General features: G+C 64.0%; 15 protein-coding genes. 7 read left to right on the forward strand and 8 right to left on the reverse strand.

Annotated features, from left to right (window positions below):
• The first annotated feature begins 170 nt into the window (after positions 1-170).
• The 3 genes from P7C00_RS14770 (at position 171) to P7C00_RS14780 (ending at position 3109) form a co-directional block, all read left to right on the forward strand.
• Entirely contained in the window at positions 171-1529 is a 1359-nt protein-coding gene (locus tag P7C00_RS14770; protein ID WP_346632747.1) for an HD domain-containing phosphohydrolase, read from the forward strand.
• A gap of 128 nt (positions 1530-1657) precedes the next feature.
• Positions 1658-2293, forward strand: a complete 636-nt coding sequence (locus tag P7C00_RS14775; protein ID WP_346632748.1) for a LysE family translocator — start codon at positions 1658-1660, stop codon at positions 2291-2293.
• Positions 2294-2452: 159 nt separating this feature from the next.
• Positions 2453-3109: a ribonuclease T2 family protein gene (locus P7C00_RS14780; protein WP_404939671.1), complete on the forward strand. Its 657-nt coding sequence runs from the start codon at positions 2453-2455 to the stop codon at positions 3107-3109.
• A gap of 100 nt (positions 3110-3209) precedes the next feature.
• Here P7C00_RS14780 and dapA read toward each other — a convergent pair whose 3' ends face one another.
• From dapA to P7C00_RS14795, 3 genes are all read right to left on the reverse strand, one after another.
• Positions 3210-4073 carry a 4-hydroxy-tetrahydrodipicolinate synthase gene (gene dapA, locus P7C00_RS14785; RefSeq protein WP_346632750.1) on the reverse strand — a complete coding sequence of 288 codons (864 nt, stop codon included), beginning with the start codon at positions 4071-4073 and terminating at the stop codon, positions 3210-3212.
• Between the two features lie 263 nt (positions 4074-4336).
• Positions 4337-4924 carry a GNAT family N-acetyltransferase gene (locus P7C00_RS14790; RefSeq protein ID WP_346632751.1) on the reverse strand — a complete coding sequence of 196 codons (588 nt, stop codon included), beginning with the start codon at positions 4922-4924 and terminating at the stop codon, positions 4337-4339.
• Positions 4925-5108: 184 nt separating this feature from the next.
• On the reverse strand, positions 5109-5582 hold the full coding sequence (locus tag P7C00_RS14795; RefSeq protein WP_404939673.1) for a GNAT family N-acetyltransferase: 474 nt from the start codon (positions 5580-5582) through the stop codon (positions 5109-5111).
• A 367-nt stretch (positions 5583-5949) separates the two neighbouring features.
• Between P7C00_RS14795 and P7C00_RS14800 the strand changes: the two genes are divergently transcribed.
• The 3 genes from P7C00_RS14800 (at position 5950) to P7C00_RS14810 (ending at position 7382) form a co-directional block, all read left to right on the forward strand.
• Entirely contained in the window at positions 5950-6075 is a 126-nt protein-coding gene (locus tag P7C00_RS14800) for a hypothetical protein (RefSeq protein WP_404939675.1), read from the forward strand.
• Entirely contained in the window at positions 6072-6527 is a 456-nt protein-coding gene (locus P7C00_RS14805; protein ID WP_404939677.1) for a methyl-accepting chemotaxis protein, read from the forward strand. The genes P7C00_RS14800 and P7C00_RS14805 overlap by 4 nt, the downstream gene beginning before the upstream one ends.
• A gap of 270 nt (positions 6528-6797) precedes the next feature.
• Positions 6798-7382 carry a LysE family translocator gene (locus P7C00_RS14810; RefSeq protein WP_346632754.1) on the forward strand — a complete coding sequence of 195 codons (585 nt, stop codon included), beginning with the start codon at positions 6798-6800 and terminating at the stop codon, positions 7380-7382.
• Here the strand turns inward: P7C00_RS14810 and P7C00_RS14815 are convergent.
• The 5 genes from P7C00_RS14815 to P7C00_RS14835 form a co-directional block, all read right to left on the reverse strand.
• Positions 7379-8212, reverse strand: a complete 834-nt coding sequence (locus P7C00_RS14815) for an AraC family transcriptional regulator (protein WP_346632755.1) — start codon at positions 8210-8212, stop codon at positions 7379-7381. The two genes, P7C00_RS14810 and P7C00_RS14815, sit on opposite strands and share 4 nt — an antisense overlap.
• 13 nt (positions 8213-8225) lie before the next feature.
• The gene (locus tag P7C00_RS14820; RefSeq protein WP_404939679.1) at positions 8226-8414 is read right to left on the reverse strand and encodes a hypothetical protein; all 189 of its coding nucleotides are present in this window, start codon (positions 8412-8414) and stop codon (positions 8226-8228) included.
• A gap of 93 nt (positions 8415-8507) precedes the next feature.
• Complete coding sequence (locus P7C00_RS14825) at positions 8508-10988, reverse strand: TonB-dependent siderophore receptor (protein ID WP_404939681.1); 2481 nt, start codon at positions 10986-10988, stop codon at positions 8508-8510.
• Between the two features lie 100 nt (positions 10989-11088).
• The gene (locus tag P7C00_RS14830; protein ID WP_404939683.1) at positions 11089-12066 is read right to left on the reverse strand and encodes a FecR domain-containing protein; all 978 of its coding nucleotides are present in this window, start codon (positions 12064-12066) and stop codon (positions 11089-11091) included.
• A 6-nt stretch (positions 12067-12072) separates the two neighbouring features.
• Complete coding sequence (locus tag P7C00_RS14835; protein ID WP_346632759.1) at positions 12073-12606, reverse strand: sigma-70 family RNA polymerase sigma factor; 534 nt, start codon at positions 12604-12606, stop codon at positions 12073-12075.
• 324 nt (positions 12607-12930) lie between these two features.
• Here P7C00_RS14835 and P7C00_RS14840 point away from each other — a divergent pair, with 324 nt between their 5' ends.
• A complete protein-coding gene (locus P7C00_RS14840; protein ID WP_404939685.1) occupies positions 12931-15018 on the forward strand; it encodes an EAL domain-containing protein in 2088 nt (695 codons plus the stop codon).

Raw genomic sequence — 15018 nt, forward strand, 5'->3', positions numbered from 1 at the left:
CCAACGCTGTGAGCATAGTCACTGGAAAACGCGGCGTAAGAGGTTTTTTTCGACGGATATCCCCGGGTGCAAATGAAAAAAATAGCTAGGATTGTCTGGGCTGCAGCGCAGTTGGGCGGTTGCCTGGCCGTGCTGTCCGGGGAACGAGATGCAGGACAGGGAGAACCATCATGGAAGAGTCGCAGCCCGCCGAGCCAGGTCAGCGTCCATGCCTGCTGTTGGTGGATGACGAAGAATCGATTCTCAACAGCTTGCGGCGCCTGTTGCGCAGCCAGCCCTATGAAGTGCTGGTGGCGGACAGCGGTGCCAGGGCCCTGGAGATCCTGGCCCAGCGTCCCGTTGACCTGGTGATGAGCGATGCGCGCATGCCCACTATGGACGGCGCCACCTTGCTGGCCCGGGTGCGCGAGGGCTACCCGGCCACCCGCAGGATCCTGCTCACCGGCTACGCCGACCTGAGCACCATCATCAAGGCCGTCAACGAGGGGCAGATCCACCAGTACCTGAGCAAACCCTGGAACGACGAAGAGTTGCTGCTGATCCTGCGCCAGACCCTGGATCACCAGCATGCCGAACGGGAGCTCAAGCGCCTGCAGCAACTGGTGCTGGCACAGAACCGCCAGCTCAAGGCGAGCAATGCCGATTTGGAAAAGCGCGTTGCCTCCCGTACCTCCGAGTTGCAACAGACCGCCGACATGCTGGACCTGGCCTATGAGGAGCTCAAGCACAGTTATGTGACCGGCACCGAGGTGTTCTCGCTGCTGGCCAACCTGCGCCTGCCGGCGGACAAGCAGACCAACCGCAAGATCATCGAGCTGATCCGCGCCTGTTGCGCAAGCCATGGCCTCGACGAAGCCTCCAGCCGCGACCTGACCATGGCCGCCGCCTTGTACAACATCGGCAAGCTGAGCTGGAGCGACGCCATGCTGGGCGCCCCGTCGGACCTGTTGCGGCACACCGACCATGAGCGCTACCGGGCCTATCCCTCGCAGAGCGAGTCGCTGCTGATGACGCTGGAGCCGATGCAGGATGCGGCGCGGCTGATCCTCCACCATCAGGAACGCTGGGATGGCAGCGGCTTTCCCCAGCATCTGCGGGGCGAGGCGATTCCCTGGGGTTCCCGGCTATTGAAGCTGGCAGTGGACTTTATCGAGTTGCAGTGCGGGTTGATTCTGGAGCGGCGCATGAACAGCGACGAAGCCTTGCTGTTCATTCGCAAATACGCCGGCCGCCTCTATGACCCGAACATGGTGGAAGGCTTTGTCCAGGTCTGTGCCGCCTACCTCAATGACGTGACTGTCGATGATCCGACGGTCCGGGTGCTGGGCACCCGCGAGTTGCAGGCGGGGATGGTCCTGCGGCGCAACCTCAATGCTGACAACGGCATGCTGTTGCTCAATGCCGGCAAGGTGATCAGCGAACCGCTGGTCCAGAAACTGATCGCCTTTGAAGCCATGGAAGGGGGGCACTACAGCATCTTTGTCAGCGTGCCTGACGTCGAGGTGGCGTCCCCGGGCATCGAGCGCTGATCGCCGCCCTTGATCTGTGCCTGGTTGTTCCGTCATCTTTCGCACTGCGCGCCGCAGACCTTGGGTTGCGGGTGGGTGCAGGCCCCCGGTTCGTTACGCGGCGCGGTGGATTTTTCAGGAGTACCACGATGGATGCGGCAACACTGTTTCTCTACATCGTCACCGTCAGCGCGGTGATGATCACTCCCGGGCCCTCGATGCTGCTGGCCCTGAACAACGGCGCGGTCCACGGGATGCGGGTGGCCGGCTGCGGGATCGCCGGTGCGGCGCTGTCCGACCTGCTGCTGATCGGTGCCGTGGGTTGTGGCCTGGGGGCCTTGCTGCAGGCCTCGGAGTCGTTGTTCGTGGTGGTCAAGACCTGCGGCGCGGTCTATTTGCTGTATCTGGCCTGGGGCTTGTGGCGGGCGCCGACCCAGGCCCTGACGAACCGGCTTGATGGCGCCTCGGCCAGCGGTCGCTCGGCGTTCCGCCGGGCCTTGCTGGTGGGCTTGTCCAATCCCAAGGGCTTGCTGTTCTTCTCGGCCTTCGTGCCGCAGTTCGTGCGCCCCGACCAGCCGGTGGCCGAGCAGTACCTGATTCTGGCCCTGGTCAGCGCCCTGGTGGACTGCCTGATGATGAGCCTGTACGCCTTTGGTGGCCGTCGCGCCATGGCGAGCTTTTCCGCGCGGGTCATGGGCTGGGTCAATCGCAGCTGTGCGGGCATGCTGGCGATATTGGCGGTGGGTGTGGGCCTGTACCGCCGCAGTGACAGCCCGGCACTCTAGTCGCTCAATGCCGCTGCGCCTGACCGGTGTTGCCGGGGCACGGCGCGGCGAATGTCATGTTCCTGCAACCCCGGCATGCCAAGAAGGTGAAGCTGCGTTCCGGCAGTTCCACCCCGATGGCGGGGCCAGGACGATCCGATTCCCCAAGGAGAGGTAACGATGAGAAAGTTTTTTGCCCTGATGGCGGCCCTGGTGCTGACCCTGGGGATGGTGGGCATCAGCGACGCACGTCAGCCCAAACAGCAACGGGACTCGGTGGCGGGCACGTTCGACTACTACCTGCTGACCCTGTCCTGGTCACCGACCTTCTGCCTGATGCATCCGGAGAACGAACAGTGCTCGGGCAAGGGCTATGGGTTTGTCCTCCACGGGCTGTGGCCGCAATACGCCAAGGGCGGCTGGCCCGAGTCCTGCCCGCCCTTGACCCCGCTGACCCAGCAGGAGCGTGCCAAGGGCCTGACCCTGTTCCCCACCGCCAAACTGATGAACCACGAATGGACCAAGCACGGCACCTGCAGTGGCCTGGGGGGCATGGGTTACCTGGACGCGGCGGACAAGGCCCTGGCGACGGTGCAGATACCTGAAACGCTGCAGCCTTCGACCACGGTGCGTTACTTGGAAGCCACACAGATTGCCCAGCAGTTTCGCCAGAGCAACCCGGGGATCGCCGAAAATGGCATCGCCATTCTCTGCAGCGGCCCCGAGCTTTCCGAAGTCCGGGTCTGCCTGACCAAGGACCTGGATTTTGGCCCTTGCGGCAAGGGCGTGAAAAACCAGTGCCGCGCCGGCCAGATCCGCATCCCGCCGATCCGCTGAGAGCGTCCGCGCGCCGCCGCGATCGGCGCCGACGGGGCATCGAGATTGTCGTACCCCCGCTCCTACGGGCCGCAGGCACGGCAATTCCGATGATCCGTAGTCAAGGCAAGCCGGCCAGCAGGGTTTGCAGGTGTGTCGCGGTGGCCGCGCTGCAATCCTGCATGGGTGCCCGCAGTTGAGGCTCGATCAGCCCCTGATGGGCCAGCAAGGCTTTCACGGGCGCCGGATTGGGCTCGGCGAACAGCGCTTGAATCAACGGCACCAGTTGCCGGAAGGTGGTCCTGGCAGCGTCCAGTTGCTGGTCCTGGACCTGTCGCTGCAATTGCACGAACAGCTCCGGACGTATATGCGCTGCCGCCGCGATGGCTCCGCTGGCCCCCAGGCACAGGGCGCTGAACAGTTGCAGGTCCTCACCGCACAACACTTGCACCGTGCCACTGGCCAGCAGCGCCAGGGTCTTCTCCAGGTTGCCGCCGCAATCCTTCACCGCTGCGATCCGCGGGTGGCGGACGATGTTGAGCAAGGTGGCCTTGTCCAGGCTGACCCCGGTGCGGTAGGGAATGTCGTAGACAATCAGCGGCACGCTGGAGGCGTCGGCGACGCTGTGGAAGAAGCTTTCCAAGGCCGCCTGGGAGGGCCGGATGTAATAGGGCGCAGGCACCAGCAGGGCTGCCACCGGGCGCTTGAGGATCTCCGTTTGCAGGCTCAGCAGCGATTTCAGGTTGTTGCCCGCCAGGCCCATGATGACCCGCCCGGCGGGCGCCTGTTCGAGCACGGCGTCGAGTACCGCCAGTTGCTCATCCTTGTCCAGGGCCGCGGCTTCGCCGGTGGTGCCGCAGACCACCAGCCCGGCCACACCGCTTTCCAGCAGATGGGCGCTCAGGCGCCGCAGGGCGGCAAAGTCGATGGCGCCGTTGTGAAAAGGCGTGACGATAGGGACCCAGATACCTTGAAACGATGACATGCGTGTTCTCCTGATGGTTGACCGTCGGGTCGTCGTCAGAAGAGTAGAAGGGCGTTAAGCAGGGGGAGGGTGTCCGTAGCGCTTGATGTCCTGTCAGCTCATCTGACGGGACACAGCGCCCCGGTCACATGAGCGACTGTTTCTTCGATTTAGAGTTGCAAGCCACCCAGGCTCCGGCCTTGGCCAACAGGCCAATGGCGCGAGAATCGAGGGTAAGGGCTTGGGACATGGTTCAGCCAGACTCTGAAATCAGGCGCACAGTTTTAAAAGCCGGCGCGGGGTTTGTCAATCCTCGGTGCTGGCGCTTCATGACCCGCCAGGGTGCTGTGATCCTGGGCGCTGAGCCGGTACAGCAGGCTCGGTGGCTGTCCGGGAAAATCCTCCAGCTCACCGTCCACCGTCATCCCCAGCCGTTCCAGGGCCCGCCTGGACGGCAGGTTGTCGGGCCGCACCAGGCCGGTGACTCGGGGCGCCAGCAGTTCGCTGAAGGCCAGTTGCAGGGCCGCCTGGGCCATTTCGTTGGCGAAACCCTGGCCCCAGGCTTCGGGGATGAAGCGAAAGTACAGGTTCAGCCCGGCTTCATGCCCGAAGTGCGCCCGCATGAGGCCGCCGAAGCCGATGATCTGTTGCGGGGCATCCAGTCGGGCGATCGCCCAGTAGCCGAAACCGTACTGCTGCCAATGGGCAATCCAGCTGTGCAGCCGGTCGCTGGTGGCTTCGGCGCTGTCGGGGCCGTTGGGGTTGAAACGGTGGGTCTGCGGGTTGCCGTGGATGGCGCAGGCCTGTGGCAGGTCGGCGAGGGTCGGTGGACGTAACAGCAGGCGCGTGGTGCGGGTGGTGGACGACGACATGGACAAGGCTCTTTGCTTCAGAGGAAGTGGAGCGCCAGGCGGCACGTGGTGGCCATGCCTGTGCGGGTGGCCCCGGAGAAGGTAGGTGATCGGCCCGGACTTTGCCATTGCTGTCAGGGCACGGCCCTCAAAGCCGCGAGCCGGGCGCATCCGGCACAAAACACCGCTTGCTCTTGGTGCCGGTTCAGTCTGGCCAACGGTACAGGCTGGCGGGATAGCCTTGGGCGATGATCGGCGTCGGGTTTTGCCCCGGGAGCATGGCCTGCCAAAAATCCCGGGCGGGCAGGTTGGCGCTGAAGTGCACCACCTGCCAAGGCCCCTTGTAGTGCTCGAACAGCTGTTGTGTCACCTGTCGACCGATGCCCAGGCGGCGAAGTCGTCGAGCGATGAACAGGTAGCCGAGGTTATACCGGGCATCGCTGTCGCAGCGTTGCTGGTCGACGACGGTAAAGCCGGCCAGTTCCCCTGCCACCAGGATCAGCCAGGGATGAGTGGCTGGGTGGCGCCAATAGTCGTCCAGGGCCTGGATGGCGTACAGCCCCTGGGCTGCAAGCTTGAGTGGCAGCCACTGACTGAGTTCATAGAGATAGAACTGCATGAGGTTTTCCAGACAGGGCCAGTCGTCGCGAGCGGCCGGGCGCAGTTCAAGCTGGTCCATCAAGGGCGACTCCAGCCCCGATCAGTCCGAGGCGCAGCGGGTGGCGGAGAAAGGGGATCTGCAGTTGATTAATGGGTGCATGAACGCTTCAACGAATGTGTGCCCCATGTTCGCAACAAGGCGTTTTCTACGGCGCTGAGTATGCTGGAAATAATACTTCTCAATAACTAGAAAGCTAGCTTTCTATTGTTGAGGTAAATGTTGATGTAAGTCATGAAAGTCTTTAATTCGGGCCGTTCAAGTTGAGTGGCTTGATGATTTTTTCACACCTTGATTAATGCTCGAACCTAGACTTGGGCCGACTGGATCGATACTGGCCATTGGCACTAATTCACTTGGCTCAGGGAAGTTCTGCGGGTAAACGGCCATGAACCAGATGGCCTCGTCGATTTCCGAAGTCTCGGTGCATATCCACGACACTGCCTCGGCCGCCGATCAGGTCAACAACCTGACCCAGGTGGGTTCCCAGGAAGCCCGGAAACCCGGGTGGTGATCGAGAAACTGGCGGACACCGTGGATGCGGTCAGCCACTCTGTGGAAGGCCTAGCCGACGAGGTACGGGCCCTGGCCTCCAAGACCCAGGAGTCCACCCAGAGCATCCAGCGCATCATCATCACCTTGCAGGAAGTGGCCACCCAGGCTGTGGAGGTGGCACGCCAGGGCAGCATCGAGGCGCGTTCCGGCGTGGCCCAGGTGATCAGCACCCAGGAAGCCCTGAATGGCATCAACTCGGCGGTGGAGCGCATTCACCAGATGAGCCAGCAAATGGCTGCCGCGTCGGAGCAGCAAGCCCATGTGGCCGAGGAAATATCCGAGCAGATCACCAATATTGCCCGGGTCTCGGACCAGAACGCCGACATCGCTGTGCACTCTTGCTCGGTAGGCGGTGATCTGGAATCTACCGCTCATGAACTTAATGCCTTGGTGACCCGTTTCAACAGTTGATCGCCAACGGCAATCAGCAACTTTCATCTAATCGCCAATTGATCCAGTTGATCAGGGCAGGGGGGCTGTCGGTGGTATGTGACGTGGCCCATGTTCGCCATGTATCCCTACCCCAAGGCAGCGGCCTGGACAATTACCTGACAGCGCTGACCCGGGTCGGCGAGCAACGGGTGGAGATCATCGTGCGAGGGCAGTTTTCTTCAATACCGGCGGTGTGCCTTGGCCTAACTTGTCCCGCGGTTGTTCCGACCAAGACAAGAGAGGCAAGCAATGAGCGTAGTGTTTTCCATGGCGGCCTTTGCCCTGGCCGCGTCTATCACCCCGGGGCCGGTGAATATCGTGGCCCTGGGCAGTGGCGCGCGGTTTGGCTTCAGGGCCAGTTTGCGCCACGTGGCCGGGGCCACCCTGGGTTTTGTCCTGTTGCTGGTGCTGATCGGCCTGGGGTTGCATGAACTGTTGCGCCAGTGGCCGCTGTTGACCCAGGGCATTCGCCTATTCGGTGTGGCCTTCCTGTTGTACATGGCCTGGAAGCTGGCCCGGGACGATGGTCGCCTGGATACCGACGCTGCAGCCCGGGCGCCGTCGGCCTGGTACGGCGCGCTGATGCAGTGGCTCAACCCCAAGGCCTGGCTGGCCTGCGTGGCGGGCATGGGCGCCTTCGCCGCCGACGGGGACCTGGGCCTGGTGTGGTTGTTCGCCGGGTTGTATTTGCTGATCTGCTACCTGTCGATTGCCTGCTGGGCCTATGCCGGCAGTTGCTTGCGGCATTACCTGAGCAACCCGGCGCAAATGCGTCTGTTCAACCGCAGCATGGCCGCGCTGCTGGCCGCCAGTGCGGTCTATCTGTGGGTCTAGCGTTGGCCGCGGTATTGACCTGGAGTGGCCGCCAGATGCTGTTTGAAGGCCCGCTGGAAATGCGCCTGATCGGCAAAACCGGCCTCCAGCGCCACTTCGGCGATGGGTGCGCCGCTGCGCAGGCGGGCCTGGGCGAACTGCACCCGCTGGTTGACCAGAAAGGCGTGGGGCGGCATGCCGAATTGCTGCTTGAAGGCGCGGATCAGGTAGGACGGGGAAAGCTCGGCGACCCGGCAGATATCCTCCAGTCCCAGGGCTTGGGTGCAGTGCTGACGGATGTACTGCGCCGCTTGCAGCAGCTTTGCATTGCTGACCCGTGGCGGCCGCTCGGCGGGGTTCAGGCGTTGCTGCAGGTCGCTGAAGAAGATCACTGCACAGCTGTGCTTGTGCAGGGGCTCGGCGTCGGGGTCCACCAGGGTCAGGTACAGCTGTTCAAACTCGGCAAACAGCTGGGGGTCCTGGCTGTGGGTTGCGCTGAACGGACGAAAGTCCAGCTCCGGGCTGAAGCCCAGGTCGTGCTGCAGGGCGGTGAGCCAGGGCGTATCGACGTACAGCATGCGGTAGGACCAGGGCAGGTCGTCGATGGGATTGCAGGCATGCACCACCCCGGGGTTCATCAGCACCACGGTGCCGGCGCTGACCCGCCAGCGGGATTGCTCGCTGAGGTAGGTGCTCTGGCCGGCGGTGATACTGCCGATGGAAAACTGTTCATGGGCGTGGCGGCTGTAGCAGACCTTGCGGCCATCGGCGATGGTGCGGGCCTCGATGAACGGCAAGGCCGGATCGCGCCAGAACTGCGGCGCCTGGTCGGGGGGCAGGGCAGGTTTCATCCTGAAGGTTCCATCAGCGGGAGCTGGCGCTGAGTGTATTAGCTCTTGCCGTCAAAGGCCCGTTGCAGTGGGTCGATATCCAGTTTTTTATCCCCGGCAGGGCCTGCATCATCCGTTGCGAGCGGCTTGGGTCGGGGGCGCAGATCATCTGCGCCTGGTGGTTGAACCACAGGCAGGGGGTGAGGGTTTGAATGCGCGGCATGGTGTCGGTCCTCTGCGGGTTGATCACGCTGGAACAAGCGTAGTCAACCCGGCACAGGGGCGGTGCACCGCAGATCGGCTGTCGGGCGCGGCCTCAGAAGTCCCAGCGGGTGGTCAGTTGCAGGCTGCGGGGTTCACCGTAGAAACCGGTGCCGAAGTTGCCCAGGCCCGTGTAGTACTGCTTGTCGAACAGGTTCTTCACATTCAGGGTCGAGCTCAGGTGCGAGTTGAACTGGTAGCGGGCCATGGCATCCACCAGGTAGTAGCTGTCCTGGGTGATGCGTGAATCGTGTCCGCCATTGACCGGATCGTTGGGATCGGGCTGGAACACCTTGCCGAAGAAGTCGCTCTGCCAGTTGACCCCGCCCCCCAGTGTCAGGCGTTCCCAGGCTCCGGACAGGCGATACGTGGTGAACAGTCGGGCCACCTGTTGTGGCGCGGTGGTTTGCAGGACCGAGCCGTAGACATAGTCGTTGTTGGCGTCCCGGGTGTGGTTGTAGCTGTAGCCGGCGGACAGGTTCCAGCCCTCACGCAGCTCGCCGGCCACCTCGACCTCGAAGCCTTTGGTGGTGGAGCCTTCGATCGGCTTGTAGATGCCCTCGGTGCCCCAGCCGCTGACCAGTTGCGCGACGTTGTCCTGCTCGATGCGAAACACCGCGAAGCTGGCATTGACCCGGCCGTCCAGGTACTCGGCCTTGATCCCCGCCTCGTAGCTGTCGCCTTCCACCGGGTCGAGCAACTTGCCGTTGACGTCCTTGCTCATCTGCGGCTGGTAGATGTTGGTGTAGCTGGTGTAGACCGAGTAGGTGTCATTCAGGTCATAGATCAGCCCGGCATAGGGGGTGACCACACCTGTCTGCTGATAGCGCAGGCGTACGTCGGCCCTGGTTGGATCGATGTAGTGGGTGTTGTCGATGCCCTTGAAGTCGCTGACCCGAGTACCGAGGATCACCGCCAGGTCGTCGGTAGGCTTGAGTCGGGTGGCCAGGTAGGCGCCGGTCTGGCGCTGGAGGATGTCGTTGTCGCCGATCTTCGGGATGTCCGGCTTGGCGAACTCGCCGCGCCACTGGTAAATGCTGCCGCCCACCGGCGGGTACACCGAGCCGTGGACCGGGATGTCCTGCTTGGCGTTCATCAGCATGAAGCCGGCGATCAGCTCGTGCTCGCGGCCGAACAGGCTGAAGGGCCCATGCAGGTTGATGTCCAGGTTGTCCTGAATCTGCTCGCCCTTGAACTTGCCCATGTACATGAACATGCCGTCGCCGGTGGTCGGGTTCGGATTGCCGCCGCTGGCAGAGCCCAACAGGGTGTCGTGCTGGCGGCGCAGGCGGTCGTAGCTGACCTTCAGGGTCCAGTCATGGGCCAGTTGCTGTTCCAGGGAGGTGAACAGGGTCTGATTGTTGAAGTCGCGGCGGCTCCAGTCGGTGGCCGGGTTGAACGAGCGCGAGAAGCGGGTGCGCGAGCCGTCGCTGAAGTACATCGGGAAGCCGGTCCAGGTGGCGCCCCGGGAACGGGTGTTCTGCTGGTCGAGGCCGAAGGTCAGCAGGGTGTCCGGGGTCAGGTCGGCTTCGAGAATGCCGTAGGCGATGTCCTTGGTGTTCTGGTAGTGGTCCAGGTACGAGCTGCGATCCTGATAGACCCCGACAAAGCGCCCGCGCAGGTTGCCGCTTTCGGTCAGGGGCCCTGAGATATCGCCTTCGCTGCGGTAATTGTCCCAGGAGCCGACGGTGCCGGTGACCGAGGCCTTGAACTCTTTCGTCGGGCGTTTGCGGATCAGGTTGACGGTGGCCGAAGGGTCGCCGGAGCCGGTCATCAGGCCGGTGGCGCCCTTGATGATCTCCACCCGGTCGAAGGTCGCCATGTCGGTGCTGGTGGTGCCGTAGTCGTAGACCCCGTCGTAGGTGGCGTTGACGCCGTCGTACTGGAAGTTGGTGATGGGCATGCCGCGGCTGGAGAACTCCCAACGCTCGCTGTCGTAGTTCTGCACGCTGACCCCGGGGGCCCGGCGCAGGGTATCGGCAATGCTGCTGGTGCCCTGGTCGTCCATCTGCTGGCGGGTGATCACGGTTACCGATTGCGGGGTTTCCCGCAGTGACAGGTTGAGGCCGGTGGCCGAGGCGCTGGCGCCGGTGGTGTAGCTGTGGCTGTCCTCGGTGACGGCGCCCAGGCCCTGGGCCGAGACCTGGGTGGTGCCCAGTTGCAGCGGGCCGCTGTGGGCCGGGAGAGCTTGCAGCACATAGCCGCCGCTGACTGCCTGGGCTTGCAGGCCGCTGCCTTGCAGCAGCTGTTGCAGGGCTTGCTCGATGCTGTAGCGGCCCCGCAGACCGGGACTCTGCTTGCCGGCGGCGAGGTCATTGTGGCCGGCGACAAAGACCGCGCTCTGTTCGGCGAAGCGATTGAGCACGGTCACCAGCGGGCCGGGGCCGATGTTGTAGGTCTGGCGCTGGCTGTCCGCCTGGTGGCTGGCGGGATTTTCGGCGGCCTGGGCCCAGGGTGTGGGCAGGCACAGAAGGGCGCTGCACAGGGTCAGGGGACGCAGGGGCAGGCGCAGGCGGGGACGGCTGGGTGTTGGCATGAGGTTCCCTTGTGGATCGGCAATGTGAGAGCTGTTGCCGGGTTAACCGAACCAGAAAGACAAAAGGGAACCGGGATCTGAAATTTTTTTCCCCGAGGGTTCAGGCGCGCGGTTCAAGGGTCACCCACCAGGAGGCAAGACGTTTGACGCGCACCGGCAGGGCGGCCTCCAGCAGCGCCAGGGCCTGGTCCGAGTCGTGCAGGGGAAAGGCCCCCATCACCGGCAAGCGGCCAATGGCCGGGTCACAACCCAGGTGCCCCGGGCGATAGCGTCCCAACTCATCGAGCAGGTGCTCCAGCGGCAGGTTGTCGGCCAGCAGCAGACCGCGGCTCCAGGCCTCGCGGGCCGCGCTGGCGCCCAGCAGCGGGCCCAATGCATGGGCGTCGAAAGCCAGTTGCTGGCCGGCGTTGACCACCTGCACCTGGCCCCCTTCGGCGTTGCGTACTTGCACTGCCCCGGCGTAGACATTGAGCAGGGTGCGTTGCGCGTCCCGGCGCACGCTGAAGCGAGTGCCCAGGGCCTGCAGCCGTCCGTGCTCGGTGTCCACCATGAAGGGCCGCTGCGGGTCCTTGGCCGTATCGATGAGGACTTCTCCCTGGTGCAGCAGCAACAGGCGCTCCAGAGCGCTGTAGCGCACATCCAGCGCACTCAGGGCATTGAGCCAGAGGTGAGTGCCATCGCTGAGGCGGGCATCGCGAACTTCCCCGGTGCCGGTGGCGTAGTCTGCTCGCCAGCGGCCCAGTGCCTGGGGCAGCGGCGTGCCACGCCAGGTGCCCCAGCCCAGGCCGATCAACAACAGGCCGCCGAGCACCTGGCGTCGCGCCAGCGCCGGGCGCCGGCCACCACGCAAGGCCTGGCCAGCGGCTTGCTGGGCTGCGGCGTCCTGCAACGGCAGCAGGCGCTGGCTGACCCGCTGCACATAGCCCCAGGCCTGGCGGTGTTCCGCGGTTTGCTCGAACCAGGCCTGCCAATGACGACGCTGCTCGTCGCTGACGGCTTCGTCCTGCAGTTGCACGTACCAATGGGCGGCCTGTTGCAGGCTGGCGTGGCTCAACCGGTTGCCGGTGTGTTCGCTCATGCCGTTCTACTCCACCAGCAGGCCGTCGAGTTCGGCCTCCAGCAGTGCGCAATGCACCAGGGCCTGGGCCAGGTACTTCTTCACCATGCGCTCGGAGACGCCCAGCTCAACGGCAATCTCTCTGTAGGGGCGGTCGTGCAGTTGCGCCAGGATAAAGGCCTCGCGCACCCGCTGGGGCAGGCGGCCGAGCATGGCGTCCACTTCGTGCAGGGTCTCGACGATGATTGCCCGTTGCTCCGGGGATGGTTGCAGCGCCTGGGGCCGCGCCGCCAGGGCCTGGAGCCAGGCCTGTTCCAGTTGCCGGCGGCGCCAGTGATCGATGCACAGACCTCGGGCAATGGTGGCCAGGTAGGAACGTTGCTGGACCTCGCCATCGAGTTGGGGCGGGCGCTTGAGCACACGGACGAAGATCTCGTGGGCCAGGTCGGCGGCGTCCCAGGCATGGTTCAGGCGTCGCCGCAGCAACTCGTAGAGCCAGCGGTGATGGGCGTCATACAGGTGATGGACCAAAGCGGGGCTGGCGGGCGGCGTCGAGGGCAAGGGTGTGGTCCGGTGGCAGGCTGGGTTGTAAATGGGAATTGATCGCGATTAAAGCAAAAGCCCGAATGCCCTGCAAATGATATCGATTCGCCCTTGTGTGCTTGCCGCTGGGGCCCGAACCCTGGAAAAAGGCATCAAGTCTGGCGCCGTGGAGGCGATAAAGCACTCAGGACCCCTGTATTCAATGCTTGCTGACAGGGGTTTCTTCAGTGGTATCTTCGCCTGCATCCCATTGTCATGGCTGGGCGCCGCAACCCGCTTGCCAGGTTGTGACAGGGGCCGTCTGCGGGGTGGCGGGCATGCAGTGGCAGAGGGGAGAGGCTGATGCGGCAACCGGGGTTCAAGCTGTTTTTCACCCACCGCCTGGCGCTCCTGGCGGGCGCCGAGTCCTTGCGTTCGATACGAGAAGGCCTGCTCTGGCTGTTGCCCTGTCTGCTGGTTTCGGCGGTCTTCCTGATATTGGCTCAATGCGCCCAGGCCCTGGGTGCTCCCAGTGCCCTGGTGGACCTGCTGGCCGGGCTGCACAACCACATCAGTTCGATCATTCCCTTGCTGGTGGCGGCGTCCATCGGCTACATGCTGGCGATCCAGTACCGCTTGCCCCAACTGCCGGTGGCCTTTCTCTGCCTGTCCCATGTGGTGATCGCCATCTACCTGCTGCGGGACTATCCGCTGGCGTCGGCGACATTCGTGCTGTTCATCGCCATTGCCTCGCCTCTGGTCAATGTGCCGACCATGGCCTGGCTGCATCGCCGACGCTGGACCCGGCTGGTGGACGAGGGGCTGGTGGGGCACAACCTCAAGGGCACCATCAATATGGTGCTGCCGGGGGTGCTGACTTCTTTGGTGCTGGTGGCGGTGCTGCAGTCGCTGTTGCAGGTCCACGACTTTGCCTACGTGCAGGGCCCGATCGACATCGACAGCCTGGACCATCCCTACCTCAACGCGATCCTCCTGACCTCGACCAACTCCCTGCTGTGGTTCTTCGGCATTCACGGCACCTACGCCATGCAGCCGTTGATGGAGGTAATGGATCAGGCGGTGGCCCTGAATGCAGCCGATCACGCCGCCGGGCAACCCCTGCGCTATGCCCTCAACACGGGCTTGCTGGGCTGCTTCGCCTTTATCGGCGGTTCCGGTGGCTCCCTGGCCCTGGTGCTGGCGATCCTCGGTTTTTCCAGGAACCGTTCCATGCGCCTGCTGGCGCTGGCGAGCCTGGCGCTGTCGCTGTTCAACGTCAACGAACTGCTGCTGTTCGGCCTGCCGATCATCCTCAACCCGCGCCTGCTGGTGCCGTTCATGCTGGTGCCCATGGTCAATGCCTGCCTGGCGCTGCTGGTGGTGCAACTGGGCTGGGTGACCCCGGCCCTGGTCAGCGTGCCCTTTACCTCACCGGTGCTGCTCAATGCCTACCTGAGTACCCAGGGCGATTGGGCTGCGGTGCTTCTGCAACTGGTGCTGCTGGGGGTCGGTACGCTGATCTACATGCCTTATGTGCGCAGCATCCAGCGCCAGGGCGAAGGCAACGAGCAGGTGTACCTGAAGACCTTCGACACCACCTTCCGCGGCCTTGAGGAGCGGGGCCGGCTGTTCGAGCTGGACCCGGTGGTGGCGGCCTACAAGCAGGCGGCCCAGCAGTCCTTGCAACTGGCGCGTATCCAGCAGTTGAGCGAGTACGACTTCCATCTGGAGTACCAGCCCCAGGTGGCCAAGGGCAGTGGCCTGTGCATCGGCTGCGAGGCCCTGATCCGTGCCCGGGACCGCGACGGCCAGGTGCAGTCGCCCTGGGAACTGCTGCAATGGTTGGGGCAGGCGGGGCTGATGCCCGAGGTGGATTTCTGGGTGGCGTCCCAGGCGGTGCGCCAACACCTGGCCTGGAGCAAGATCGGGTTCGAGTTGCCCATCACCATCAATATCTCCAGTGCCACCCTGGCCTCGGCGGAGCATGGCCAGCGCCTGCTGGAGATTCTGGCCCGGGCCCATGGCCAGGTTTCGGTGGAGATCACCGAAGACGCCCTGGTGGGGGATGCGCTGCTGACCCAGCAATGGATCGGCAAGCTGCATGCATTGGGCGCACGTGTCTATATCGACGACTTCGGTACCGGTTTCTCGGCCTTGAGCTACCTGCATCAGTTTCCGGTGGACGGGATCAAGATCGACCGCAGCTTTGTCCTGGCCCAGCGCGAGCCCAAGGGCGCCCAGGTGCTCAACGGTCTGCTGCGCTTTTGCGAAACCCTCAAGCTCAAGGTGGTGGTGGAAGGGGTGGAGACCCGGGAGCAACTGGACTTTTTGCAGTCCAGTTCGGAGTTGATCATCCAGGGCTGGTACTTCAGCAAGTCCTTGCCCGGGGAGCAGATTCCCGGCTTTGTCAGCCAGCGGGCGCGCAGTGCCCTGGCGGCCAGCGAGGACTGA

The organism is Pseudomonas sp. JDS08PS003, from assembly GCF_045013505.1.
Classification (GTDB): domain Bacteria; phylum Pseudomonadota; class Gammaproteobacteria; order Pseudomonadales; family Pseudomonadaceae; genus Aquipseudomonas; species Aquipseudomonas protegens_B.